The sequence below is a fragment of the Pseudomonas nitroreducens NBRC 12694 genome (assembly GCF_002091755.1).
GTDB classification, from domain to species: Bacteria; Pseudomonadota; Gammaproteobacteria; order Pseudomonadales; family Pseudomonadaceae; genus Pseudomonas; species Pseudomonas nitroreducens.
This window is the reverse complement of the sequence record NZ_BDAI01000004.1, coordinates 35,725-60,616: the sequence shown is the minus strand read 5'-3', so window position 1 is coordinate 60,616 and position 24,892 is coordinate 35,725. Positions and strand designations below refer to the sequence as shown.

At 66.6% G+C, this 24,892-nt stretch carries 17 protein-coding genes and 1 pseudogene; 11 read left to right on the top strand and 7 right to left on the bottom strand.

Annotation, left to right across the window (positions count from 1 at the left end):
* Positions 1-98: 98 nt before the first annotated feature.
* The 4 genes and pseudogenes from pilU (at position 99) to PNI01S_RS12505 (ending at position 4,480) form a co-directional block, all read left to right on the top strand.
* A pseudogene (pilU, locus tag PNI01S_RS12520) lies at positions 99-1,243 on the top strand (type IV pilus ATPase PilU).
* Positions 1,244-1,312: 69 nt separating this feature from the next.
* On the top strand, positions 1,313-1,717 hold the full coding sequence (locus PNI01S_RS12515) for an NINE protein (RefSeq protein WP_024766756.1): 405 nt from the start codon (positions 1,313-1,315) through the stop codon (positions 1,715-1,717).
* A gap of 223 nt (positions 1,718-1,940) precedes the next feature.
* A complete protein-coding gene (locus PNI01S_RS12510) occupies positions 1,941-3,314 on the top strand; it encodes a pyridoxal-phosphate dependent enzyme (protein ID WP_084358361.1) in 1,374 nt (457 codons plus the stop codon).
* Positions 3,311-4,480, top strand: coding sequence for a trans-sulfuration enzyme family protein (locus PNI01S_RS12505; RefSeq protein ID WP_084358360.1), 1,170 nt, complete (start codon positions 3,311-3,313; stop codon positions 4,478-4,480). The genes PNI01S_RS12510 and PNI01S_RS12505 overlap by 4 nt, the downstream gene beginning before the upstream one ends.
* 236 nt (positions 4,481-4,716) lie before the next feature.
* On the opposite strand, the gene PNI01S_RS12500 is transcribed toward PNI01S_RS12505, so the two are convergent.
* The 7 genes from PNI01S_RS12500 to gshB all read right to left on the bottom strand — a co-directional run bounded on the left by PNI01S_RS12500 (position 4,717) and on the right by gshB (position 10,657).
* Complete coding sequence (locus tag PNI01S_RS12500; RefSeq protein WP_024766242.1) at positions 4,717-5,988, bottom strand: dihydroorotase; 1,272 nt, start codon at positions 5,986-5,988, stop codon at positions 4,717-4,719.
* Positions 5,985-6,989 (bottom strand): aspartate carbamoyltransferase catalytic subunit, encoded by a 1,005-nt coding sequence (locus tag PNI01S_RS12495; RefSeq protein ID WP_037013504.1) that lies wholly within the window; start codon positions 6,987-6,989, stop codon positions 5,985-5,987. The genes PNI01S_RS12500 and PNI01S_RS12495 overlap by 4 nt, the downstream gene beginning before the upstream one ends.
* Before the next feature lie 45 nt (positions 6,990-7,034).
* Positions 7,035-7,547 carry a bifunctional pyr operon transcriptional regulator/uracil phosphoribosyltransferase PyrR gene (gene pyrR, locus PNI01S_RS12490; RefSeq protein ID WP_024766241.1) on the bottom strand — a complete coding sequence of 171 codons (513 nt, stop codon included), beginning with the start codon at positions 7,545-7,547 and terminating at the stop codon, positions 7,035-7,037.
* A gap of 118 nt (positions 7,548-7,665) precedes the next feature.
* Entirely contained in the window at positions 7,666-8,103 is a 438-nt protein-coding gene (ruvX, locus tag PNI01S_RS12485; RefSeq protein WP_089285805.1) for a Holliday junction resolvase RuvX, read from the bottom strand.
* Positions 8,100-8,669: a YqgE/AlgH family protein gene (locus PNI01S_RS12480; protein WP_024766240.1), complete on the bottom strand. Its 570-nt coding sequence runs from the start codon at positions 8,667-8,669 to the stop codon at positions 8,100-8,102. Before PNI01S_RS12480 ends, ruvX begins: the two co-directional genes overlap by 4 nt.
* A gap of 75 nt (positions 8,670-8,744) precedes the next feature.
* The gene (locus tag PNI01S_RS12475; protein ID WP_024766239.1) at positions 8,745-9,638 is read right to left on the bottom strand and encodes an energy transducer TonB; all 894 of its coding nucleotides are present in this window, start codon (positions 9,636-9,638) and stop codon (positions 8,745-8,747) included.
* 56 nt (positions 9,639-9,694) lie between these two features.
* Complete coding sequence (gene gshB / locus PNI01S_RS12470) at positions 9,695-10,657, bottom strand: glutathione synthase (protein ID WP_024766238.1); 963 nt, start codon at positions 10,655-10,657, stop codon at positions 9,695-9,697.
* Positions 10,658-10,939: 282 nt separating this feature from the next.
* On the opposite strand from gshB, the gene pilG reads away from it, so the two are divergent.
* The 7 genes from pilG to PNI01S_RS12435 all read left to right on the top strand — a co-directional run bounded on the left by pilG (position 10,940) and on the right by PNI01S_RS12435 (position 24,886).
* Positions 10,940-11,347, top strand: coding sequence for a twitching motility response regulator PilG (pilG, locus tag PNI01S_RS12465; RefSeq protein WP_015475142.1), 408 nt, complete (start codon positions 10,940-10,942; stop codon positions 11,345-11,347).
* A 46-nt stretch (positions 11,348-11,393) separates the two neighbouring features.
* A complete protein-coding gene (pilH, locus tag PNI01S_RS12460) occupies positions 11,394-11,759 on the top strand; it encodes a twitching motility response regulator PilH (protein WP_024766237.1) in 366 nt (121 codons plus the stop codon).
* A gap of 54 nt (positions 11,760-11,813) precedes the next feature.
* Positions 11,814-12,350, top strand: coding sequence for a chemotaxis protein CheW (locus PNI01S_RS12455; RefSeq protein ID WP_017520132.1), 537 nt, complete (start codon positions 11,814-11,816; stop codon positions 12,348-12,350).
* An 83-nt stretch (positions 12,351-12,433) separates the two neighbouring features.
* The gene (locus PNI01S_RS12450) at positions 12,434-14,482 is read left to right on the top strand and encodes a methyl-accepting chemotaxis protein (RefSeq protein WP_024766236.1); all 2,049 of its coding nucleotides are present in this window, start codon (positions 12,434-12,436) and stop codon (positions 14,480-14,482) included.
* Positions 14,483-14,544: 62 nt separating this feature from the next.
* Positions 14,545-15,408 (top strand): CheR family methyltransferase, encoded by an 864-nt coding sequence (locus PNI01S_RS12445; RefSeq protein ID WP_024766235.1) that lies wholly within the window; start codon positions 14,545-14,547, stop codon positions 15,406-15,408.
* Positions 15,409-15,432: 24 nt separating this feature from the next.
* Positions 15,433-23,859, top strand: a complete 8,427-nt coding sequence (locus tag PNI01S_RS12440) for an Hpt domain-containing protein (RefSeq protein ID WP_084358359.1) — start codon at positions 15,433-15,435, stop codon at positions 23,857-23,859.
* Positions 23,852-24,886 carry a chemotaxis protein CheB gene (locus PNI01S_RS12435; RefSeq protein WP_054907836.1) on the top strand — a complete coding sequence of 345 codons (1,035 nt, stop codon included), beginning with the start codon at positions 23,852-23,854 and terminating at the stop codon, positions 24,884-24,886. Before PNI01S_RS12440 ends, PNI01S_RS12435 begins: the two co-directional genes overlap by 8 nt.
* The last annotated feature ends 6 nt before the right edge of the window (positions 24,887-24,892 follow it).

Here is a 24,892-nt window from a genome sequence, read left to right as displayed (position 1 = left end):
CGGGCCGTTCCCGGCCCGGCGCACGGAGCGCGCCACACGCACCCGCTTCGTGATCCGACAGCCCCGTCGTAGTCAGCGTGAACCTGGCGAGAAAGATCATGGAATTCGAGAAGCTGTTGCGCCTGATGGTGGAAAAGGGAGCCTCCGACCTGTTCATCACAGCGGGCGTACCACCGTCGATGAAGGTCAACGGCAAGGTGTTGCCGGTGACCAAGACCGCGCTGTCGCCGGAGCAGACCCGCGAAACCGTGCTGTCGGTGATGAACGAGCAGCAGCGTCGCGACTTCGCCGAGAACCACGAGTGCAACTTCGCCATCAGCGCCCGCGGCGTCGGCCGTTTCCGCGTCAGCGCCTTCTACCAGCGCAACCTGGTGGCATGGTGCTGCGTCGCATCGAGACCAACATCCCGACCATCGATGACCTGAAACTGCCGGAAATCCTCAAGAAGCTGGCGATGACCAAGCGCGGCCTGGTGATCTTCGTCGGCGCCACCGGTACCGGCAAGTCGACCTCGCTGGCGGCCATGATCGGCTACCGCAACAAGAACTCCACCGGCCACATCATCTCCATCGAAGATCCCATCGAGTACATCCACCAGCACCAGGGCTGCATCGTCACCCAGCGCGAAGTGGGCCTGGATACCGATACCTTCGAAGTCGCCCTGAAGAACACCCTGCGCCAGGCGCCGGACGTGATCATGATCGGCGAGGTGCGCTCGCGCGAGACCATGGACCACGCCGTGGCCTTCGCCGAAACCGGCCACCTGTGCCTGGCGACCCTGCACGCCAACAATGCCAACCAGGCGCTGGAGCGGATCATCCATTTCTTCCCCGCAGACCGTCACGGCCAGGTGTGGATGGACCTGTCGCTCAACCTCAAGGCCATCGTCGCCCAGCAGCTGGTACCGACCCCGGACGGCAAGGGCCGCCGCGCGGTGATCGAGGTGCTGCTGAACACCCCGCTGGCCGCCGACCTGATCCGCAAGGGCGAAGTCCACGAGCTCAAGCCGCTGATGAAGCGCTCCACCGAGCAGGGCATGCAGACCTTCGACCAGGCGCTGTACCAGCTCTACACCCAGGGCGAGATCACCTACGAAGATGCGCTGGCCTATGCCGACTCGGCGAACGACCTGCGCCTGATGATCAAGCTGGGTTCGGAAACCGACGCCGACCACTTGACCACCATGACTCAGGGCCTGACCCTGGAGATGAGCGACGACGATCCCAATCGCCGCTTCCGCTGACCTGAAGAGCCCGCCTAGTGCGGGCTTTTCGTTTATTCTGGCTGTCACGCAACGCAACGGGAGAAAGGCATGTCCGCCAACCCTGATACTCACAGCAAGGTCATCGGCTACCTGCTGTGGATTTTCGGCTTCACCGGCTCGCACCGCTTCTACTATGGCCGGCCGATTACCGGCACCATCTGGTTCTTCACTCTCGGCCTGTTCTTCATCGGCTGGATCATCGACCTGTTCCTCATCCCCTCCATGGATGATGCGGCGGACCAGCGCTACCGCGCTGGCGGCATCGACTACAACGTCGCCTGGATCCTGCTGACCTTCCTCGGCGTGTTCGGCGTGCACCGCATGTACATGGGCAAGTGGATCACCGGGATCATCTACCTGTTCACCGGCGGCCTGTTCCTGGTCGGCGTGCTGTACGACTTCTGGACGCTGAACAGCCAGATTTCCGAGCGCAACGGGCCGCAGCGCATCTGATCCTTCTTTTATGTAGGAGCGAGCTTGCCCGCGAACCGCCCCAGCCTCGGCGCTCGGGATGTTCGCGAGCAAGGACTGGGCGTTCCCCTCGCTCCTACGAAAAGCCAATGCCGCTCTCTTTCGTCGCGCCGCCTGGCGCGAGCTTTGCCCTCCGCCTAAGGTCAGGAGGACAGTAGCAGGCGCTGCCGGGCGATCCCCGTGGCGCCCAGAAGGAGTGGCTGCCATGAGCAACGAATCCCGCCCCGCCGTACTCGATCTGATCGGCAACACCCCCATGGTCCGCGTCACGCGCTTCGATACCGGACCCTGCACCCTGTTCCTCAAGCTCGAATCGCAGAATCCCGGCGGCTCCATCAAGGACCGCATCGGCGTCGCCATGATCGAGGCCGCCGAACGCGATGGCCGGCTCAAGCCCGGTGGCGTGATAGTCGAAGCCACCGCCGGCAACACCGGCCTGGGCCTGGCACTGGTGGGCCGCGCCAAGGGCTACCGGGTAGTGCTGGTGGTGCCGGACAAGATGTCCACCGAGAAGGTCCTGCACCTGCGCGCCATGGGCGCCGAGGTGCACATCACTCGCTCCGACGTCGGCAAGGGCCACCCCGAGTACTACCAGGACGTTGCCGCGCGCCTGGCGAAAGACCTGCCGAACGCCTTCTTCGCCGACCAGTTCAACAACCCCGCCAACCCGCTGGCCCACGAGACCGGCACCGGCCCTGAAATATGGGCACAGACCGGCCATGACCTCGACGCTGTGGTGGTCGGCGTCGGCTCCGCCGGCACCCTGACCGGCCTCACGCGCTTCTTCCGGAAGGTCCAGCCGGAACTGGAAATGGTCCTGGCCGACCCGGTGGGCTCGATCATGGCCGAGTACTCGCGCTCCGGGGCCATCGGCACGCCCGGTTCCTGGGCGGTGGAAGGCATAGGCGAAGACTTCGTGCCCTCGATCGCCGACCTCTCCAGCGTGCGCCACGCCTACTCCATCAGCGACGAGGAAAGCTTCAGCACCGCCCGCGAGCTGCTGCGCAATGAGGGTATTGCCGCCGGTTCGTCCACCGGCACCCTGCTGGCCGCCGCGCTGCGCTTCTGCCGCGAGCAGAAGGAACCCAAGCGCGTGGTCAGCCTGGTCTGCGACACCGGCACGCGTTACCTGTCGAAGGTCTACAACGACCAGTGGATGACCGACCAGGGCCTGTTGCAGCGCAAGCGCTACGGCGACCTGCGCGACATCGTCGCGCGGCGGTTCGAGGAGGGCAGGGTGGTCGCCGTCGGCCCGGGCGACACCCTGCTTACCGCCTTCCAGCGCATGCGCCTGGCGGATATCTCACAGCTCCCCGTGCTCGACGGCCTGCGGCTGGTCGGTGTCATCGACGAGTCCGACATCCTGCTGGGTGTGCATGACGACCCGGCGCATTTCCGCAGCGATGTCGCCAGCGCCATGAGCACCGCCCCGGAAACCCTCGCGCCCGGCGCCAGCCTCAAGGAACTCGAAGCCGTGCTCGCGCGCGGGCTGGTGGCGATCATCGCCGACGCCTCGGGTTTCCACGGCCTGATCACCCGATTCGACCTGCTCAACCATCTACGGAGGACCCTCGCATGAGCCAGCACGACGACCGCCTCGGTTTCGCCACCCGCGTGATCCACGCCGGGCAGGAGCCGGACCCTTCCACCGGGGCGATCATGCCGCCGATCTACGCCAACTCCACCTACCGCCAGGACAGCCCCGGCGTGCACAAGGGCCTCGACTATGGCCGCTCGCACAACCCCACGCGCTGGGCGCTGGAGCGCTGCGTGGCGGACCTGGAAGGGGGCAGCAAGGCGTTCGCCTTCGCCTCGGGTCTGGCGGCCATCTCGGCGGTGCTGGAGTTGCTCGACGCCGGCTCGCACATCGTCTCCGGCAACGACCTCTACGGCGGCACTTTCCGCCTGTTCGAGCGGGTACGGCGGCGCAGCGCCGGGCACGATTTCCACTTCGCCGACCTGTCCCAGCCCGGCGCGCTGGAGGCGGCAATCACCGACAAGACGCGCATGGTCTGGGTGGAAACCCCGAGCAACCCGCTGCTGCGCCTGACCGACCTGGCCGCCATCGCCCGCACCTGCCGCGAGCGCGGCATCCTCTGCGTGGCCGACAACACCTTTGCCAGCCCGTGGATCCAGCGGCCGCTGGAGCTGGGCTTTGACATCGTGGTGCACTCCACCACCAAGTACCTCAATGGCCATTCGGACGTCATCGGCGGCATCGCCATCGTCGGCGACAACCCCGACCTGGCCGAGCGGGTGGGCTTCCTGCAGAACTCGGTGGGCGCCATCGCCGGGCCGTTCGACGCCTTCCTCACCCTGCGCGGGGTGAAGACCCTGGCCCTGCGCATGGAGCGGCACTGCGCCAATGCACTCGACCTGGCGAGGTGGCTGGAGCAGCAGCCCCAGGTGAAGCGCGTCTACTACCCCGGCCTGCCGTCGCATCCGCAGCACGAGCTGGCGCGCCGGCAGATGAAGGGCTTCGGCGGGATGATCTCGCTGGACCTGGATACCGACCTGGCCGGCTCGCGGCGCTTCCTGGAGAACGTCCAGCTGTTCGCCCTGGCAGAAAGCCTGGGCGGCGTGGAAAGCCTGATCGAGCACCCGGCGATCATGACCCACGCCAGCATCCCGGCGGAGAACCGTGCGGCGCTGGGGATCGGGGACTCGCTGATCCGGCTATCGGTGGGTGTGGAAGACGTGGAAGACCTGCGTACTGACCTCGCCAAGGCGCTGGCAATGATCTAATCCTTTCTGAGATATCCGGCTGCCTGTGAATCCCTATCCGCGCCGAACTGTCCCCTCTCCCTTCAGGGGGAGGGCTAGGGAGGGGGCCCAGGTCAGCGATTGAGCTGTATGGCAGTTCTACCCTCTCCCCAACCCTCTCCCTGAAGGGAGAGGGAGCTGCTTCTCTGCTCATGGCGGACTGTTGCATCATGAAAAAGCCCGCCAATCGGCGGGCTTTTTCATGATGCGGTGAGGCGTCAGACCGCGTGGACGATATGCCCGTCCACCAGGGTGCAGCGCACCACGCCCGGCAGGCAGTGGCCGAGGAACGGGCAGTTCTGGCCACGGGAGTGCCAGGTCTCGCCCGCCAGGGTCTGGCCGTCGGCTTCGAACAGCACCACGTCGGCGGCCGCGCCGATCGCCAGCTTGCCGGCCGGCAGGCGCAGGGCGGCAGCCGGGCCGGACGACAGACGTGCGAGCAGGGTCGGCAGGTCGAGCAGGCCGTCCTGCACCAGGGTCATCGCCAGCGGCAGTAGCAGTTCGACGCTGCTGATGCCCGGATCGGTGGCGGCGAACGGGGCGTTCTTCGCGTCTGCCTCGTGGGGCTGGTGGTGGCTGGCGATGGCCTGGATCACGCCGCTCTTCACCGCTTCGCGCAGGGCTTCGCGGTCCTTCTGCGAGCGCAGCGGCGGCTGCACGTGGTAGAGGCTGGAGAAGTCCGCCAGTGCTTCGTCGGTCAGGATCAACTGGTACAGCGCTACGTCGGCGGTCACCGGCAGGCCGCGGGCCTGGGCCTGGGCGATCAGCTCGACGCCGCGGGCGCTGGTCAGCTGGCTGAAGTGCGCACGCACGCCGGACTGTTCGACCAGCAGCAGGTTGCGCGCCAGGGCCACGGTCTCGGCGGTTTCCGGGATGCCGGCCAGGCCGCGGAAGCTGGCGGTCGGGCCTTCGTGGGCGAGGCCGCCTTCGGCCAGGTCGTGGTCCTGGGAGGTGAAGATCACGGTGAGGTCGAAGGTCGCCGCGTACTCCAGCGAGCGCAGCAGTACGCGGTTGCTCGCCATCGGCGCCAGGCCGTTGGTGAAGGCCACGCAGCCGGCATCGCGCAGCGCGACCAGTTCAGACAACTGCTCGCCGGCGAGGCCTTTAGTCAGTGCGCCGATGGGGAAGACCTTGGCGTTGCCGGCTTCGCGGGCGCGGTCGAGGATCAGCTCGGCGACGGCGGAAGTGTCCAGCACCGGCTTGGTCTGCGGCGGGAAGCACAGGCTGGTGACGCCCCCGGCGGCGGCGGCGCGGGTTTCGCTTTCGATGCTGCCCTTGCGGCTGTAGCCCGGCTCGCGCAGGGCGACGCTCAGGTCTACCAGGCCGGGCGCGGCGATCAGGCCGGCGGCGTCGATTTCCTGGGCGGCGTGGAAGCCTTCGGGGGCGTCGCCGATGGCGATGATGCGGCCGGCCTCGATGTGCAGGTCGCAGACCTTGTCCAGGCCGCTGGCCGGGTCGATCAGGTGGGCGCCACGAATACTGACGGTCATTGCGCGTCCTCCTGTTCCAGCTGGCGTTGGGCGTTCTGGCCGCTCATGGCCATGGACAGCACGGCCATGCGGATGGCGATGCCGTAGGTGACCTGGTTGAGGATCACCGACTGTTCACCGTCGGCCACGGCGGAGTCGATCTCCACGCCGCGGTTGATCGGGCCGGGGTGCATGACGATGGCATCGGGCTTGGCCAGCTTCAGGCGCTTCTGGGTCAGGCCGTAGAGTTTGAAGAACTCGCCTTCGCTGGGCAGCAGGCCGCCGGCCATGCGCTCGCGCTGCAGGCGCAGCATGATCACCACGTCGACGTCCTTCAGGCCTTCGTCGGCGTTGGTGAAGACCTTCACCCCGTACTGCTCTTCCAGGCCCACCGGCAGCAGGGTGCGCGGGGCGATCACACGGATGTCCGGGCAGCCGAGGGTCTTCAGCGCCAGCATGTCGGAGCGCGCCACCCGCGAGTGCAGGATGTCACCGACGATGGCCACCGAGAGGTTCTCGAAGTCTCCCTTGTGGCGGCGGATGGTGAGCATGTCGAGCATGCCCTGGGTCGGGTGGCCGTGGCGGCCGTCGCCACCGTTGATCACGGCGACGTTGGGGCTGACGTGCTCGGCGATGAAATGCGCGGCGCCCGAGTCGCTGTGGCGCACGACGAACATGTCGGCGGCCATGGCCTCGAGGTTGCGCAGGGTGTCGGTGAGCGTCTCGCCCTTGCTGGTCGATGAGGTCGACACGTTCAGCGAGATGACGTCGGCGGACAGGCGCTGGGCGGCCAGTTCGAAGGTGGTGCGGGTGCGCGTGGAATTCTCGAAGAACACGTTGCACACGGTCTTGCCGCGCAGCAGCGGGACCTTCTTCACTGCACGGGCGCCGACTTCGAGGAAGGAGTCGGCGGTATCGAGGATTTCAGTCAGCAGTTCGCGGGACAACCCGTCGAGCGAGAGGAAGTGGCGCAGCTGGCCCAGGTCGTTGAGCTGCAGCGGGCGCTTGGCGTCGGTCGGCATGTGGCAGGCCCTGAAAGTTGGGGGTGGAGGTCCGGGCGCGCGGGGTTACAGCGCGGGGCTGAGAAGCGTGCGCTCGAGGACGAGTGGTGCGGGACCGCGCAATTTTACCCGCTCGTTGGGTGCCAATGACAGGGTTTCGCCGACGACATCCGGGCGAATCGGCAGTTCGCGCTTGTTCAGGTCCACCAGGCTGACCAGGGTCACGCTGGCCGGGCGGCCATAGTCGAATAGCTCGTTCAGCGCGGCACGGATGGTCCGGCCGCTCATCAGCACGTCGTCCACCAGGATCAGGTGCTGGCCGTCGATCTCGAAGGGCAGTTCCGACGGACGGACCTGCGGGTGCAGGCCGCTGCGGGTGAAGTCGTCGCGGTAGAAGGAGACGTCGAGGATGCCGAGGATCTCGTCGCTGCCCAGTGCCTTGAGCAGTTCCTGGGCGACCCAGATGCCGCCGGTGTGGATGCCGACGAAGCGTGGCGAGTCGATGCCGCGCTGCGCGAGGTAGTTGCGCAGGTCGGTGGCCATGCGGGGGATGAGTTCGGCGGGGCTTGGCAGGGTCATGACGTCTCCGGTTCGGTTGGCGAGGCCACCCGGCACGGGCGGCCATCGGGGCGGACCGTTCCGGGAAGGAGTGGTCCGGCAAGCTTAGCGGCTTTGGCCCAAGGGGCTCTGCCGCAGGTCAAGCAGGGGTGTTCTCCGCCAGCCAGCCCTCCAGCAGCAGGGCGGCGGCCAGGGCGTCCACCGGGCGCTCGCGGTAGCCGCCCGTCTGGCCCTGGGCCAGGCGTTCGCCCTTGGCGGCGTAAGTGGTCAGGCGTTCGTCATGGGTGTGCACCGGCAGGTTGTAGCGGCCGTTCAGGCGGCGGGCGAACTTTTCGGCGCGTTCGCTCATCTCGCTGGGGGTGCCATCCATGTTCAGCGGCAGGCCGACGACGATGGCGTCGGGTTGCCATTCCTTGATCAGGGCTTCCACGCGGTTCCAGTCCGGCACGCCGTTCTGTGCCTTGAGCACGCAGAGCTCGCGGGCCTGGCCGGTGATGGCCTGGCCGACGGCGACGCCGATCTGCTTGGTGCCGTAGTCGAAGCCCAGGAGCAGGCGCAGGGGTTTGCTGCTCATCAGGCGTGCCCGGCCTGGGCGGTGAGCAGGCTGAGGTTGATCCCCAGGCGCTCGGCGGCCGCCGACAGGCGCTGTTCGGCCGGCACCTCGAAGAGCACCGCAGGGTCGGCCGGGCAGGTCAGCCAGGCGTTGTCGGCCAGTTCGGCTTCCAGCTGGCCGGCTTCCCAGCCCGCGTAACCGAGGGTGATCAGGTGCTGGGCCGGGCCGCTGCCGTCGGCGATGGCGAACAGTACGTCCTGGGAAGTGGACAGCGACAGCTCGCCCAGTTCCAGGGTGGCCTGGTAGCTGCGTCCGGCGGGGTGCAGGACGAAGCCGCGGTCGGTCTGCACCGGCCCGCCGCTGTAGATGGTCATGCCCTGGCAGCGTACCGGCGGCAATTCGTCCGGGCGCAGCTGTTCGAGCACATCGGCGAGGTTCAGGCCGCTGGGGCGATTGATGACCAGGCCCATGGCGCCCTGCTCGTTGTGTTCCACGAGGTAGGTGACCGTCTGGGCGAAGTTGGAGTCCGCCATGTGCGGCATGGCGATGAGGAAATGGTGCTTGAGGTAGCTGGCGGCTGTGCTTTTCATGCCGGCTAGTTTCAGGCCTGGGGGCCAAAGGGACAAGACTTGAAAGCGCCGGCAGAGGTCGGCGGGGGCGTCGGATCAGTTGCTGGACAGGCGATCGCCGCGCTCGAAGCGCCAGGTACGGATGATTTCCAGGCGGTCGATGTCGTTCAGGTCGCCGGAGAAGGGCGCGAAGGGTGCGGCCAGGCGCACGATGCGCTGGGCGGCCTGGTCCAGGGTGGGCTGGCCGGAGGACTCGAGCACCTGGACTTCATACAGGGAGCCGTCGCGGTTGATCGACACCAGCAGGCGCAGGCTGCCGTAGATGCGCTGGCGGCGGGCTTCGTCCGGGTAGTTGAGGTTGCCGATGCGCTCGATCTTCTTGCGCCATTCCTCTTTATACCAGGCGCCCTTGTCGCGCATGGTCGAGGCGGCGCTCAGGCGGTGGATGCGCGGGCGCTTGGCGTAGGCCTGCTGCTCGCGGGCAAGGTCGGCTTCGAGGCTGGAGATTTCCGCCGAGAGCTGGCTGGAGTCGAACTGCGGCGCCGGCTTGGCGACGGTCTCGGCCTTGGGCGTCTGCTGTTTGGTCTGCACCTTGTCCGGGCGCGGGGTGCGGGTGGCGACGGCGGCCTTGGGCGCTTCCGGGCTTTTGGCCTGGCGCGGAGTGGCCGGCGGGGCGACCTTCTTGACTTCGGTGTCCTGGAACGGCGCCTGCTCGGTGGTCTTGGGGACCGCCTTGTGTTCCAGGGTACCGCTGCCCTGCTGGTTCATCTGGGCAAGGTAGTCGGCTTTCTCCGGCGCCTTGTCGCTCTTGAAGCTGGCCAGGGTGATTTCCAGCGTCTTGCTCAGCTGGCTGGGCATGGGCATGGTGAAGCCCACGCCCAGCAGCACGGCCACGTGCAGGATGGCCGCAACGAACAGGGTGAAACCCAGCCGGTCCGCCGGACGGACGCCGGAGGACACGGGGAAGTCTTGGTGGGTTGCAGCGTTCATTGCGGGTCGCGTAGGCCAGGGTGGGGCGGAAGTCTGCCGACGAGGCTTATAAAAGTCTATGACGCACTGCGCGCCTTGAGCTTTTCGTCGATGACTGCCATCAGTCTCTCACCGATGCGCGTGTCGTAGGCCGCATCGATCTCGCGGATGCAGGTCGGGCTGGTGACGTTGATCTCGGTGAGGTTCTCGCCGATGACGTCCAAACCGACGAACAGCAGGCCGCGTTTGCGCAGCTCCGGGCCGACCTGGGCGGCGATCCAGCGGTCGCGCTCGGTCAGCGGCTGGGCCACGCCACGGCCACCGGCGGCAAGGTTGCCGCGGGTCTCGCCCTGCGCCGGGATGCGCGCCAGGCAGTACTCCACCGGCTCGCCGTCGATCATCAGGATGCGCTTGTCGCCATCCTTGATGGCCGGCAAATAGCGTTGCGCCATGACCTGCTCCTGGCCGTGGCGAGTCAGGGTCTCGAGGATCACCGAGAGGTTCGGGTCGCCTTCGCGGTGGCGGAAGATCATCGATCCACCCATGCCATCCAGGGGTTTGAGAATGATGTCACGATGCTCCGCCGCGAACTCGCGCAGAATATCGGACCGGCGGCTCACCACTGTCGGTGGCGCGCACTGCGGGAAGAGCGTGGCAAAGTACTTCTCGTTGCAATCACGCAGGCTCTGCGGCTTGTTGACGATGAGCGTGCCGGCGGCTTCGGCCTGTTCCAGCAGGTAGGTGGAGTAGACGAACTCGTTGTCGAAGGGCGGGTCCTTGCGCATCAGGATCACGTCCAGTTCCGACAGCGGCTGGTCGACTTCCTCTTCCAGTTCGAACCAGTGGGCCGGATCGTAGAACACCTTGAGCGGGCGCATGCGACCGCGGGCGACGTTCTCTTTCTGGTAAAGATCCTGCTGTTCCATATAGAACAGCTGCCAACCACGGGCCTGGGCTGCCAGCAGCATGGCCAGCGAGCTGTCCTTCTTGAAACTGATCTGCGCGATGGGGTCCATCACGATCCCGAGGCGTACGCTCATGGGATGTCCTCCTGGGGGAGTCTGTTGGGCTTGGGGCTGCGACGCAGAGCCGCGCCGAAAAGGCTGAAAATGGACGCTCAGGGTGGCGCTGGATGTGCGCTCGGTCAAGGAAAAAGCCTGCGTGTTCCGGGTCTTATGGCCTGAATTTGCTGGGCGTGGTAAAGATTCTGACGATTGTGGTAAAAGGTTCCCACGATTGGGTCGCAGCCCGACGGTGGCAGGGCGCTTGCGCACTGAAATAAAAAGCGGAAAAACGACTCACCGAAGATGGTAAGGGCGAACATGGAACAGCATTCCGACGGTTTGAAAGTAATGGTGATCGACGATTCCAAGACGATTCGTCGCACGGCTGAAACCCTGCTGAAGAAGGTTGGCTGCGATGTCATTACAGCCATCGACGGCTTCGACGCGCTGGCCAAGATCGCCGATACCCATCCCAGCATCATCTTCGTCGACATCATGATGCCGCGCCTGGATGGCTATCAGACCTGCGCCCTGATCAAGAACAATAGTGCCTTCAAATCCACGCCGGTGATCATGCTGTCCTCCAAGGACGGCCTGTTCGACAAGGCCAAGGGTCGCATCGTCGGTTCCGATCAGTACCTCACCAAGCCCTTCAGCAAGGAAGAACTGCTCGGCGCGATCAAGACCCATGTGCCCGACTTCACCCCGGTGGAGCACGCTTCCTGAAGTCCGGCGCGAGCGCCGGTGACGCCTATTCCGTATGGGGACCACAATGGCTCGAATTCTGATTGTTGATGACTCGCCGACCGAGATGTACAAGCTGACCGCGATGCTGGAAAAGCACTCGCACCAGGTACTCAAGGCCGAAAACGGCGCCGACGGCGTGGCCCTGGCTCGCCAGGAAAAGCCGGACGTCGTCCTGATGGACATCGTCATGCCCGGCCTGAACGGCTTCCAGGCGACTCGTCAGCTGTCCAAGGACCCGGAAACCAGCGCCATTCCGGTGATCATCGTCACCACCAAGGACCAGGAAACCGACAAGGTCTGGGGCAAGCGCCAGGGCGCTCGCGACTACCTGACCAAGCCGGTGGACGAAGAAACACTGCTCAAGACCATCAATTCGGTGCTGGCCGGCTGATACAGCCGTACCTGCACGTACCGAACATAATTATTAGAGAAGGCCAGGGCCGGCATGGCGGAAGTCCAGAGTCCTTTCGAGGTTCTCGTCCAGATCGATCAGCGCTGTCGGCAGCTGGCTGCGGGCCTGCCCGCCCAGCGCGAGGTGGTGCAGAGCTGGAACGGCATCGGCTTTCGCATGGCTGGGCGCCTGTTCGTAGCGCCCATGGGGGAGGTCGGCGAGGTTCTTCATGAGCCGCGCTACACACTGCTGCCCGGTGTCCGTGACTGGGTGAAGGGGGTCGCCAACGTGCGCGGCCGCCTGCTGCCGATCATGGACCTGTGCGGCTTCCTCGGCGCGGAGCTGTCGCCTCTGCGCAAGCAGCGGCGCGTGCTCGTCGTGGAACACCAGGAAGTCTTCGCCGGCCTCATCGTCGATGAGGTGTTCGGCATGCAGCACTTCCCGGTGGATACCTTCTCCGAGCAGTTGCCGCCCCTCGAAGCGGTCCTGCAGCCCTTTATTCATGGCGTCTTCCATCGGGAGCAACCCTGGCTCGTGTTCAGCCCGCATGCGCTGGCTCAGCACCCGGGGTTCCTGGATGTCGCCAGCTAGAGTTTGACCGGTTGGGCCGGCATTGCCGGCCCTTGTTGTGACATGGAAACCGTAATCGTGGTGGGTCCAGGCGGGGGCCGAATATGAAAAATATAAAGGCAGGCAGTCTTTTCTCGGGGGCGCGTAGCAGCTCGCTGATCCTCGGACTCTTCGTGGTCCTGATCGTGGCGATCGTCTTGCTGTTCGCCAACTTCGCTTACCTGAACAAGCAGGCGGACCACGACAAGCAGTACATCGGCCATGCCGGCGAACTGCGCGTGCTGTCCCAGCGTATCGCCAAGAACGCCACGGAAGCCGCGGCGGGCAAGGGCGAGGCGTTCAAGCTGCTCAAGGAAGCACGCAACGACTTCGAGAAGCGCTGGAACATCCTTTCCAAGGGTGACGAAAGCACCGGCCTGCCGCCGAGCCCGGATTCGGTACAACCGCAGATGGCGGATGTGCAGAAGGACTGGGACACCCTGCGCAAGAACACCGACTCCATCCTCGCCAGCGAACAGACCGTACTGTCCCTGCACCAGGTGGCCGCGACTCTCGCCGAAACCATCCCGCAGCTGCAGGTGGAGTACGAAGAGGTCGTCGACATCCTGCTGGAGAACGGCGCCCCGGCCGACCAGGTCGCGGTAGCCCAGCGCCAGTCGCTGCTGGCCGAACGTATTCTCGGCTCGGTGAACAAGGTGCTCGCCGGTGACGAGAACTCCGTGCAGGCCGCCGACAGCTTCGGCCGTGACGCCAGCCTCTTCGGTCGCGTACTCAAGGGCATGAAGGAAGGCAACGCGGCGATGAGCATCTCCAAGGTGACCAACGCCGAGGCCGTTGACCGCCTCAACGAGATTGCCGAGCTGTTCGAATTCGTTTCCGGCTCGGTGGACGAGATCCTCGAGACCTCCCCGGAACTGTTCCAGGTCCGTGAGGCCGCCAACACCATCTTCGGCGGTTCGCAGACCCTGCTCGACAAGGCCTCCAACCTCGCCAACGGCTTCGAGAACCTGGCCGAAGGCCGTGTGTTCAACCAGGTCGCCAGCGTGGCGCTGGGCATTCTCGCCCTCGGCGCGATCATCCTCATCGGCCTGGTGATGGTGCGTGAAACCAACCGCCGACTGGCCGAGACCGCCGAGAAGAACGAACGTAACCAGGCGGCGATTCTGCGACTGCTCGACGAAATCGCCGACCTCGCCGACGGTGACCTGACGGTGGCCGCAACCGTGACCGAGGACTTCACCGGTGCGATCGCGGACTCCATCAACTACTCCATCGACCAGCTCCGCGAGCTGGTGGAAACCATCAACCTGACAGCCGTGCAGGTGGCCGCCGCCGCCCAGGAAACCCAGGCCACCGCCATGCACCTGGCCGAGGCTTCCGAGCACCAGGCCCAGGAAATCGCCGGCGCCTCCGCCGCGATCAACGAAATGGCCGTGTCCATTGACCAGGTATCGGCGAACGCCTCCGAGTCCTCGGCGGTAGCGGAACGTTCCGTAGCCATCGCCAACAAGGGCAACGAAGTGGTGCACAACACCATCACCGGCATGGACAACATCCGTGAGCAGATTCAGGACACCTCGAAGCGGATCAAGCGCCTGGGTGAATCGTCCCAGGAGATCGGTGACATCGTAAGCCTGATCAACGACATTGCCGACCAGACCAATATCCTCGCACTGAACGCCGCGATCCAGGCGTCCATGGCGGGCGACGCGGGCCGCGGCTTCGCCGTGGTAGCGGACGAAGTACAGCGACTGGCGGAACGTTCCTCCGCGGCGACCAAGCAGATCGAAGCGCTGGTGAAGACCATTCAGACCGACACCAACGAAGCGGTGATCTCGATGGAACAGACCACCTCCGAGGTGGTACGCGGTGCCCGCCTGGCGCAGGACGCCGGTGTGTCTCTGGAAGAGATCGAGAAGGTATCCAAGACCCTGGCAGCGTTGATCCAGAACATTTCCAACGCCGCCCGTCAGCAGGCCTCCTCCGCCGGCCACATTTCCAACACCATGAACGTGATCCAGGAGATCACCTCGCAGACCTCCGCCGGTACCACCGCCACCGCGCGCAGCATTGGCAACCTGGCCAAGATGGCCGGCGAGATGCGTCACTCCGTATCCGGCTTCAAACTGCCGGACATCGCCGAACAGGCCTGAGCAGAGGAGGTGCGCTGCTCTTCACCGGGTAGCGCATGACAGTCTTGAGCGAGGGGCGCGACATGCAGGCAAGTGGCGTCTGGTCGTTGCAGCCGTTGGCCGACATGTCGGCCGCGGACTTCCGCGACTGGCAGGCACTGTTGGAAGACCGGACCGGTGTCGTCGTCAACGAACAACGCCGCGCCTTCCTGCAGACCAGCCTGGGCGCGCGGATGCGCGAACTGGGCATCGCCGACTACGGCACCTACTACCGACAGGTCACCGATGGCCCGCGCGGCGCCGTCGAGTGGTCGAACCTGCTGGACCGCCTCACCGTTCAGGAAACCCGTTTCTTTCGTCACAAGGCTTCATTCGAAGTGCTGGAAGGCTTCCTCCGTCAGCGCCTCGAACAGGTCGGCCCGAGCCGGCCGCTGGCCTTGTGGAGCGTCGGCTGTTCCAGTGGCGAGGAGCCGTACTCCCTCGCCATGGTGGCCGCCAAGGTACTCGAAGACGCAGGTCTGGCGCCGCTGTTCGGCGTGACCGGCACCGACATCAGCCTCAATGCCCTGACCCGGGCGCGCGAGGCGCGCTACGCGGCACGCAAGCTGGAGGACATCGACCCGGAACTGGCCACGCGCTACTTCAGCGCGCAGGATGACGGTCGATACGCAGTGATACCCGATCTCGCCGAGCGCGTCTGTTGCGCCCGGCTGAATGTGCTGGAACTGGCCAAGGCGCCAATGTCCGGCATGGACGTGATTTTTTGCCAGAACCTGCTGATCTATTTCCGCCGCTGGCGGCGGCGGGACATCCTCAATCGCCTGGCCGAGCGGCTGGCGCCTGGGGGACTGCTGGTGATCGGAGTGGGTGAGGTGGCCGATTGGCACCACCCGCTGCTCGAACCGGTCGCCGATGAGCGCGTTCTGGCCTTTACCCGGAAGGGATGACACAGACACATGAGTGGAGTGGCTATGGGTGATCGGCACGATTATGTCGCCCTGGAATGGGTAAAAGGCGAGATTGCCGAAACGCTCAAGCAGGCGCGGCAAGCCCTCGAATCCTACGTCGAGAACCCCCAGGACCCGACGCGGATGGGCTTTTGCCTGGCCTACATCCACCAGGTGCGTGGCACCCTGCAGATGGTGGAGTTCTACGGCGCGGCCCTGCTCGCCGAGGAAATGGAGTACCTGACCCAGGCGCTGATCGACGGCAAGGTCTCCAGCCAGAGCGAAGCGCTGGAAGTGCTGATGCAGGCCATCCTGCAGCTGCCGGCGTACCTGGAGCGCATCCAGAGCGCCCGCCGCGACCTGCCGCTGGTCGTGCTGCCGTTGCTCAACGACCTGCGCACCGCTCGCGGCGAGAAGCTGCTGTCGGAAACCAGCCTGTTCTCCCCCGACCTTTCCCAGTCCTCGCCGGTGCTGCCGGTGGACGCCCTGGCGCGCCTGCGCACCGCCGAACTGCCGGCGCTGCTGCGCAAGCTGCGGCAGATGCTGCAGGTCGCCCTGGTCGGCGTCATCCGCAACCAGGACCTGCCGACCAACCTGGGCTACCTGGCGCGCGTGTTCGCCCGCCTGGAATCGCTGTGCAAGGACGCCCCGCTGGGCCGCCTGTGGGTGATCGCCTCGGCGATGATCGAAGGCCTGGCCAACGGCAGCATCGCCAACGGCACCTCGGTACGTAACCTGCTGCGCCAGGTCGACCGCGAATTCAAGCGCCTGGTCGACCAGGGCGCCGACGCCATGAACCAGGCGGCGCCGGAAGAACTGATCAAGAACCTGCTGTTCTACGTCGCCAAGGCCTCCGACCAGTCGCCGCGCGTGCGTGCGGTGAAGGACGAGTACCGCCTCGACGACGCCCTGCCGGGTGCCGCCCTGGTGGACGAGGAGCGTGCCCGTCTCGCCGGCCCTGACCGCGACGCCATGCGCTCGGTGGTTGGCGCTCTGTGCGAGGAGCTGGTGCGGGTCAAGGACAGCCTCGACCTCTTCGTGCGCAGCGACCGCAGCGGCGTGAACGAACTGGGTAGCCTGCTGGCGCCACTCAAGCAGATCGCCGACACCCTCGCCGTGCTGGGCTTCGGCCAGCCGCGCAAGGTCATCCTCGACCAGATCGAGGTGGTCAGCGCGCTCGCCCACGGCCAGCGCCAGCCCAACGACGCCACCCTGATGGATGTCGCCGGTGCGCTGCTGTATGTCGAAGCGACCCTGGCCGGCATGGTCGGCCCGAGCGAAGAGCCGGGCAGCGAAGAAAACGTCCTGCCGACCACCGATGTCGAGCAGATCCACCAGGTGGTGATCAAGGAAGCGCGCAATGGCCTGGAACTGGCCAAGGACGCGATCATCGAGTTCATCGCCTCGCAATGGAACCACGAGCACCTGGCCCGCGTGCCGGAGCTGCTGACCCAGGTTCGCGGCGGACTGGCGATGATCTCCCAGGAACGCGCTGCGAAACTGCTGGAAAACTGCAACCGCTACATCCAGGAACAACTGCTGGTGCGCCAGGCCGTGCCGGACTGGCACAGCCTCGACACCCTGGCCGACGCCATCACCAGCGTCGAGTACTACTTAGAGCGCCTGTCGGAAGACCACAACACCCAGGGCGACATGATCCTCGACGTGGCCGAGGAGAGCCTGGACAGCCTGGGCTATTCGCTCAAGCCGCGCCCGTCGATCCTCGACGCCGAGCCGAGCGCCCACGTCCCTGCGCCCCTGGACAACCCGCTCGACGAGATCGACGTACTGGCGGCGCAGCCGCTGGCCGAGCCGAGCGAAGCGGTCCCGGTGGAAGACGTCCCCGAGTTGGCCGCGCCGGTGGAAATCGCCGACAGCTTCGAGCCCGCGAGCCTCGATATCACCCCGACCGAGGAGCTGGCGTTCGAACAGCCTGCCGAGCTTGCCCCGACAGAAGAGCTGGCTCCGGTGGACGAACCGGTCCTGGACCTTGCCGACCTCGATACGCCCCAACCTGTTGCGGACACTGAAGAGAGCTTCACCTTCGAATCGCTGGAGCCCGTTGTCGAGCCTGTCGCCGGGGAGCAGCCCGCACTGCCGGCCGACTTCGGCCTCCCGACCGAACTCGACGCCCAGCCTGCTGGCGAAGCCGAAGCGAGCTTCACCTTCGAACCCCTGGAGCTGGACTCCGGCCTGCCCGCTGCCGAGCCCAGCGCCGAACCGGGCGCCTGGACTCTCGACGAGGCCACGCCGCTGGCTGCCTCGGCTGAACTGCCCGGTGCGACCCTGGAGCCGGAAAGCCTCAGCTGGGATATCGAACTGGAGCCGGCCGCACCGATCACCGACACCACCCTGGCCGATGAAGGCTGGTCGCTGGACGACAGCCACAGGGCCGACAGCATCGAGTTCACTCTCGAAACGCTGGAAGAGGCGCCCGCGCAACCGCTGGCCGATGAGCTGAGCTGGAGCCTGGACGATGCCCTCCCGCTGGCCGAGACGCCGCGATTCGACGAGCCCGCGCAGGCGGAGCCGGCAACGACCGAACAATCCTGGGAATCGCCGGACCTGTCCGGCACCCCAAGCGAAGCCCCGGCCACTCCGGAACTGCTCGACGACTTCGCCAGCCTGCCGACGCTGGAGGCCACTCCGGCCCCGGTGGAGGAGCTGACCTGGGACATGCAGTCGCTGACCCCGGCCGGCGACAAGCCCGCCGAGGAAGACTGGTTCAGCATCGACCTGAGCCAGCCGACTGCCGAGTCGCCCGCACCGTCGCTGGAGCTGGACGAAAGCTTCGCCAGCCTGGAAACGGTCGAACCCGCACCGCTGGCAGCCCTGGACGACCTGAGCTTCGCCGCCCAGCCTGCCAGCGATGAACCGTCCAGCGCCGAAACCTCGCTGGTCAGCGATGACAACTGGACCCTGGGTGAGCTGAGCGAACCGACCGCGCTGGACGCTGGCGTCGACTTCAGCCTCGACGCGCCACTTGAGCTGGAAGCGCTGGAACCGCTGGTCGAGCCCCAGGCGCCCGCCGTCCAGGCCGAAGCCTGGAGCGACGAGAACATCGCCGAGCTGGACCTGCCGGAAGTCGAGCTGCCCAGCCCGCCGGCCGAGCCCGAAGTCGTCGCCGAGGCACCGGCCAAGCCGCTGTCCCTGGCCGAAGTCATGGCCGCCCCGGTATCGGCGATCAACCCGCCGGCCCAGGACGTACCGCCCAGCCTGCTGCCGCCGCCCGCCGATGAAGAACCCATCGACGAAGAGCTGCGCGAAGTCTTCATCGAAGAAGCCGGCGAAGTGCTGGAAACCATCGGCGAGCACCTGCCGACCTGGCTGGCCAACACCGACGACCGCGACTCGCTGACCGAGATTCGCCGTGCCTTCCATACCCTCAAGGGCAGTGGCCGGATGGTCCGCGCGCTGGTGATCGGCGAGCTGGCCTGGTCCATCGAGAACCTGCTCAACCGCGTGCTCGACCGCAGCATTGCCGCCTCGCCTGCCGTGCTGCAGGTGGTCCAGGATGTGGTCGCGCTGATGCCTGAACTGGTCGAGGAGTACGCTGCCAGCGCCCAGCGCCAGCGCGACGACGTCGACCGCCTGGCCGCTACCGCCCATGCCCTGGCCAAGGGGCAGCCGGTGCCGCCGCCCGGTGGCGGGCTGCCGGAGTCGGCGCCGCAGGTCGAGGACATCACCCCCGAGCTGGCAGAGGTCGAGGAGATCGCTGCCCAGGCTGCCAACGAAGGGCTCGACGAGAGCCTCGATCCGCAGTTGCTGGAGATCTTCCGCAACGAAGCCGAAGCCCACCTGGAAACCCTGGTCGGCTTCCTCGCCGATTGCGCGCAGCAGCTGCCGCAACCGGTGACCGACGACCTGCAACGCGCCCTGCACACCCTCAAGGGCAGCGCGCACATGGCCGGCATCCTGCCGATCGCCGAAATCGCCACGCCGCTGGAGCGGCTGGTGAAGGAATTCAAGACCAACCTGCTGCAGGTCGATCTGCGTGAGGCGGAACTGCTGCACGCCGCCGAAGGTCTGTTCCGCGTCGGCCTCGACCAGCTCGTCGAAGGTCGCCCGCTGGCGCCCATCGAAGGCAGCCCGGAACTCCTGGCGCGCATCGCGCAGGTTCACCAGGAACGCCTGGAGGCTGCCGAGGCCAAGCGCCGCGGTGAAAGCGGCGAGGGCAGCGGCAACGATCCGCAGTTGATCGGCATGTTCCTCGCCGAGGGCATGGACATCCTGCTCGACGCCGAGGATCTGCTGCGCCGCTGGCGCGAGCACCCGCAGGAGCGCCACGAACTGGGCGCCCTCTACGACGAGCTGGAAACCCTCAGCCGTGGTGCGCAGATGGCCGAGCTGCCGCAGATGGCGGAACTCGCCGATGCGCTGCTGGCAGTCTATGGCGCCGTGCGCCAGGGTCGCCTGGAAACCGGCGACGCCTTCTTCTCCGCCGCCGAAACCGCCCACGAGGCGCTGATCGGCATGATGGACCAGGTGGCTGCAGCGCTGCAGGTCAGTGCCCGCCCGGAACAGGTCGAAGCGCTGCACCGCCTGCTGGACGCACCGGTGCCCGCCGTCCAGGACGAGCCATCGGAAGAGGCCCCGGATGTCGAGTTCGTCGACCTGGAAAGCCTGACCGCCGATGACTTCCCCGCCGAAGACGAGGAATTCCTCCTCGACAGCCGCCCGGTGGACGACGACAACCTGCCCGACGGCCTGAGCTGGTCGCCGCGCAGCGATAACGACGGTGCCCCGCGTGGTGCCGCCGACGACGATGACGATGACGTCATCACCGCCGAAACCCCGCACGCCCATCCCGCCCCGCAGCAACCGCCGCGTGCGCTGGACGAGGAAATGGTGGCGATCTTCCTCGAAGAGGCGGTCGACATCCTCGACAACGCCGGCCAGGCGCTGGACCAATGGCTGGCTTCGCCCGAGGGCCTCGCTGCGCTTTCGACCCTGCAACGCGACCTGCACACCCTCAAGGGCGGTGCGCGCATGGCGGAAATCCGCGAGATCGGCGATCTGTCCCACGAACTCGAATCACTCTACGAAGGCCTGCTGGACCATCGCTTCCAGCACAGCCAGCCGCTGGGCGACCTGCTGCGCACCTGCCACGACCGCCTGGCGACCCAGCTCGATCAGCTGCAGGCCGGCCAGGCGCTGACCGATCCGGCCGACCTGGTGCAGACCATCCGCACCTTCCGCCAGAATCCGGCCGCCGGGCTGGACGCACCGCAGGCGCTGGCTGCGCAGCCGCAGCTGGACGCTGCGGCGGATGAGAGCGAGGCCGAGGAGCTACTGGAAACTACTGCCCCGAACGATGCCGATATCGAGCTGGAACTGCCCGCCGAGGCCGAGCCGTTGGCCGCTAGCGCCGAGCTTCAAGCGACCGATCTCGAAAGCACCGAACTTGAGAACATCGATCTCGAAGGCACCGAGCTGCAATCCGAAGCCGAGCCGGAATCGGCCGCTGCGCCCGAAGAGATCGACCTGCAGAGCTTCCTCGAAGAGGCCGAAGCTGAGCCCGCCGAGGAGCCGGCTGCCATCGAGCCTGTCACCGCCGCCGCGGCGCCTGCCCCCGAGGCGACAGGCGTGCAGGACAGCGAGTACGAGCTTGACCCGGACCGCGACCAGGAACTGGTGGAAATCTTCCTCGAGGAAGGCTTCGACATCCTCGAAAGCTCCTCCGGCGCACTGACGCGCTGGATGGCCGACCCCGACAACAGCGTCGAGCTGGAAGCGCTGCAACGCGACCTGCACACCCTCAAGGGCGGCGCGCGGATGGCCGAGATTCGCCCCATCGGCGACCTCGCCCACGAACTGGAATTCCTCTACGAGGGCCTCTGCGGCGGGCGCCTGCGCGCCAGCCCGACGCTCTTCGAATTGCTGCAGCGTTGCCACGACCGTCTCGCCGAAATGCTCGAGGCCGTCCAACAGCACCGCCGGGTGCCGGGAGGTGAATCGCTGATTGACGCGATCCACCGATTTCGTGCCAACCCCGAAGAGCAGCTGAGCATCCCCAGCAGCGTCAGCCTGCACGCGATCAGCTCCCAGCCCGCCGCGCCCGAGGGCCCGGAAGCCGACATCCTGGATATCTTCCTGGAAGAGGCCGACGACCTGCTCGAAGGCATGGAGCAGGCACTGGGCCGCTGGGACGCCGAGCGCGAGAACGGCGCGCTGGATGAGCTGCTGCGCATTCTGCATACCCTCAAGGGTGGTGCGCGCCTGGCCGGCCAGACCAGCCTCGGCGACCTGGCCCACGACCTCGAACAGCACCTGGGCGAAGCCCAGCAGCAGGGCGCGCCCTGGCCGGAAAGCCTGTTGCTGGACGTGCAGTCCGGCTTCGAAGGCCTGCAGGCCGAGGTCGACCAGTTGCGCCTGCACCTGGGTGAAGTCGAGAGTGCCGAAAGCCAGTTCGAGGAAGCCATCGATGAAGAACCGGTCGCCGAACAGCCGGCTCCGGTGAACCTGCCGGTGCTGCCGGAAGCCATCATGGCCGCTGCCGTACCGCAGCGCCTCGATGCGCCGGTGGTGCTGCCCTTCGTTCGCCGTGCCCAGGAAGCCGCCCAGGAAGCCGCTGCGCGCCGTGCGCCGCAGGAACTGGTGAAGGTACCCGCGCAACTGCTCGAAGGGCTGGTCAACCTCGCCGGTGAGACCTCCATCTTCCGTGGCCGCGTCGAGCAGCAGGTGAGCGACGTCGGTTCGACCCTGGGCGAGATGGACGCGACCATCGAGCGGGTGCGCGACCAGTTGCGGCGTCTGGATACCGAAACCCAGGCGCAGATCCTCTCGCGCCACCAGGCCGACGCCGAGCGCGCCGGCTACGAAGATTTCGACCCGCTGGAAATGGACCGCTACTCGCAGCTGCAACAGCTCTCCCGTGCGTTGTTCGAGTCCGCTTCCGACCTGTTCGACCTCAAGGAAACCCTGGCCGCGAAGAACCGCGACGCCGAGACCCTGCTGCTGCAACAGGCGCGGGTCAACACGGAGTTGCAGGAAGGCCTGATGCGCACCCGCATGGTGCCGTTCGACCGCCTGGTGCCGCGCCTGCGGCGGATCGTCCGCCAGGTGGCGAGCGAGCTGGGCAAGCAGGTCGAGTTCGTGGTCAGCAACGCCGAAGGCGAGATGGACCGCAGCGTGCTCGAACGCATCGTCGCGCCGCTGGAGCACATGCTGCGCAACGCGGTCGACCACGGCATCGAGTCCGGCGAGGCGCGCCGCATCGCCGGCAAGCCGGAGCAGGGCACCATCCGCCTGACCCTGGGCCGCGAGGGTGGCGACATCCTCCTGACCCTCGCCGACGATGGCGCCGGCATCCGCCTGGAAGCGGTGCGCCGCAAGGCCATCGAGCGCGGCCTGATGACCGATGACAGCGAGCTGAACGACCACGAGGTGCTGCAGTTCATCCTCGAGGCCGGCTTCAGCACCGCCGAAAAGGTCACGCAGATTTCCGGCCGGGGCGTCGGCATGGACGTGGTGAACTCCGAGGTGAAACAGCTCGGCGGCTCCATGAGCATCCAGTCCAGCGTCGGCGAAGGGACGAAGTTCGACATCCGCCTGCCGTTCACCGTGTCGGTGAACCGCGCGCTGATGGTGCTTTCCGGCGAGGACCTCTACGCCCTGCCGCTGAACACCATCGAAGGTATCGTGCGGGTCTCCCCGTACGAGCTGGAGGCACTCTACGAACAGGCCGCCGCCGACGAGTCCGGCGCCGCGCCGAGCTTCGAATACGCCGGCCAGAGCTATGAACTGAAGTACCTCGGCGACCTGCTCAACAACGGCCAGCATCCCAAGCTGGTCGGCCAGTCGCTGCCGCTGCCGGTGATCCTGGTGCGCTCGGCGGACCACGCCGTGGCAGTGCAGGTGGACGCCCTGGCCGGCTCGCGCGAGATCGTGGTGAAGAGCCTCGGTGCGCAGTTCGCCGGCGTCAGCGGCATCTCCGGCGCGACCATCCTCGGCGACGGTCGCGTGGTGGTGATTCTCGACCTGCTGGCGACCATCCGCGTGCTCCACGCCCAGCTCATCCAGCACGCACCGCGCCGCCAGCTGGCAGGCCCGAGCGTGGCGGAAATCGAGCACCAGCGCCCGACCCTGGTCATGGTGGTGGACGACTCGGTCACCGTGCGCAAGGTCACCAGCCGCCTGCTGGAACGCAACGGCATGAACGTGCTCACCGCCAAGGACGGGGTGGACGCCATCGCCCAGCTGCAGGACCACAAGCCCGACATCATGCTGCTGGACATCGAGATGCCGCGCATGGACGGCTTCGAGGTGGCCACCCTGGTGCGCCACGATGAACAGCTGAAGGACTTGCCGATCATCATGATTACCTCCCGTACCGGCGAGAAGCACCGCGACCGTGCCCTGGCCATCGGCGTCAACCAGTACCTGGGCAAGCCGTACCAGGAGTCCGAGCTGCTGGAGAATATCCACAAGCTGGTGAAGGCCCATGTCTGAGCAGAGCACGCCGCGCATTGCGGTGATCGCCGATACCTCCCTGCAGCGCCACGTGCTGGCACAGGCGTTGGCCGGCCACGGTTACCAGGTGGTGCTCAACGCCGATCCGGCGCGCCTTGAGAGCGACCAGCTGGACGCCTGCGAGACCGACCTGTGGCTGGTGGACCTGGCGCAGCAGGAAGACTCGCCGCTGGTGGACAACCTGCTGGAGCAGTCGCGCGTACCCGTGCTGTTCGGCGAAGGCCACGCGCCGGAGCGGCATTCCGAACATTACCCGCGCTGGGAACGCCGGCTGGTGTCCAAGTTGCGCAAGCTGGTGGGTGACCCCAGCGCCGGCGTGGGCCGCAGCCTCGCGGCGCTGCTCGACGAAGCGCAGCGGCCCACCCGCGTGACGCTGCCCGATGACCTCGCCGCCTCACCGCTCAAGGCCGGTGAACCCGCCGCGCAGGTCTGGCTGCTCGCCGCCTCGCTGGGCGGCCCGGCGGCGGTGAAGACCTTCCTCGACGCGCTGCCCGGCGGCCTGCCGGTGGGCTTCCTGTATGCCCAGCACATCGATGCCTCGTTCGAGGCGAACCTGCCCCAAGCTGTCGGTCGCCACAGTCAGTGGCACGTCAACAGCGTGCGCGACGGCGATCCGGTGCGCTGCGGCGAAGTGGTGGTGGTGCCGATTTCCCGCGAGCTGGGCTTCGACGATTCGGCGCGCATGCACGTGCAGGACCGCAGCTGGCCGGAACCCTACAGCCCGTCCATCGACCAGATGATGCTCAATCTCGCGCAGCAATACGGTGAGCGCTGCGGCGTGATCGTGTTCAGCGGCATGTGCAGCGACGGCAGCGCCGCCGCGGCCTACGTGCGCCGCCAGGGCGCGCCGATCTGGACCCAGCGCGCCGACAGCTGCGCCTGCTCCAGCATGCCCGACAGCCTGCGCGAAGGCGGCTACAGCACCCTCTCCGGCGACCCGCGCGAACTCGCGGCGGCGCTGGTCAATCACCTCGCCGAGCAATGCGTCGGCGCAGTCACGCAGTGAGATAAG

Excerpts from the sequence above, each read along its gene's own strand:
- PNI01S_RS12510 (WP_084358361.1), top strand. The coding sequence starts at position 1,941 with ATGAGCAACGAATCCCGCCCCGCCGTACTCGATCTGATCGGCAACACC.
- gshB (WP_024766238.1), bottom strand. The coding sequence starts at position 10,657 with ATGAGCGTACGCCTCGGGATCGTGATGGACCCCATCGCGCAGATCAGT.
- PNI01S_RS12435 (WP_054907836.1), top strand. The coding sequence starts at position 23,852 with ATGTCTGAGCAGAGCACGCCGCGCATTGCGGTGATCGCCGATACCTCC.
- PNI01S_RS12515 (WP_024766756.1), top strand. The coding sequence starts at position 1,313 with ATGTCCGCCAACCCTGATACTCACAGCAAGGTCATCGGCTACCTGCTG.
- pilH (WP_024766237.1), top strand. The coding sequence starts at position 11,394 with ATGGCTCGAATTCTGATTGTTGATGACTCGCCGACCGAGATGTACAAG.
- PNI01S_RS12440 (WP_084358359.1), top strand. The coding sequence starts at position 15,433 with ATGGGTGATCGGCACGATTATGTCGCCCTGGAATGGGTAAAAGGCGAG.
- PNI01S_RS12505 (WP_084358360.1), top strand. The coding sequence starts at position 3,311 with ATGAGCCAGCACGACGACCGCCTCGGTTTCGCCACCCGCGTGATCCAC.
- PNI01S_RS12480 (WP_024766240.1), bottom strand. The coding sequence starts at position 8,669 with ATGAAAAGCACAGCCGCCAGCTACCTCAAGCACCATTTCCTCATCGCC.
- PNI01S_RS12495 (WP_037013504.1), bottom strand. The coding sequence starts at position 6,989 with ATGCCGACCGACGCCAAGCGCCCGCTGCAGCTCAACGACCTGGGCCAG.
- pilG (WP_015475142.1), top strand. The coding sequence starts at position 10,940 with ATGGAACAGCATTCCGACGGTTTGAAAGTAATGGTGATCGACGATTCC.
- PNI01S_RS12475 (WP_024766239.1), bottom strand. The coding sequence starts at position 9,638 with ATGAACGCTGCAACCCACCAAGACTTCCCCGTGTCCTCCGGCGTCCGT.
- PNI01S_RS12455 (WP_017520132.1), top strand. The coding sequence starts at position 11,814 with ATGGCGGAAGTCCAGAGTCCTTTCGAGGTTCTCGTCCAGATCGATCAG.
- PNI01S_RS12450 (WP_024766236.1), top strand. The coding sequence starts at position 12,434 with ATGAAAAATATAAAGGCAGGCAGTCTTTTCTCGGGGGCGCGTAGCAGC.
- PNI01S_RS12445 (WP_024766235.1), top strand. The coding sequence starts at position 14,545 with ATGCAGGCAAGTGGCGTCTGGTCGTTGCAGCCGTTGGCCGACATGTCG.
- PNI01S_RS12500 (WP_024766242.1), bottom strand. The coding sequence starts at position 5,988 with ATGACCGTCAGTATTCGTGGCGCCCACCTGATCGACCCGGCCAGCGGC.
- pyrR (WP_024766241.1), bottom strand. The coding sequence starts at position 7,547 with ATGACCCTGCCAAGCCCCGCCGAACTCATCCCCCGCATGGCCACCGAC.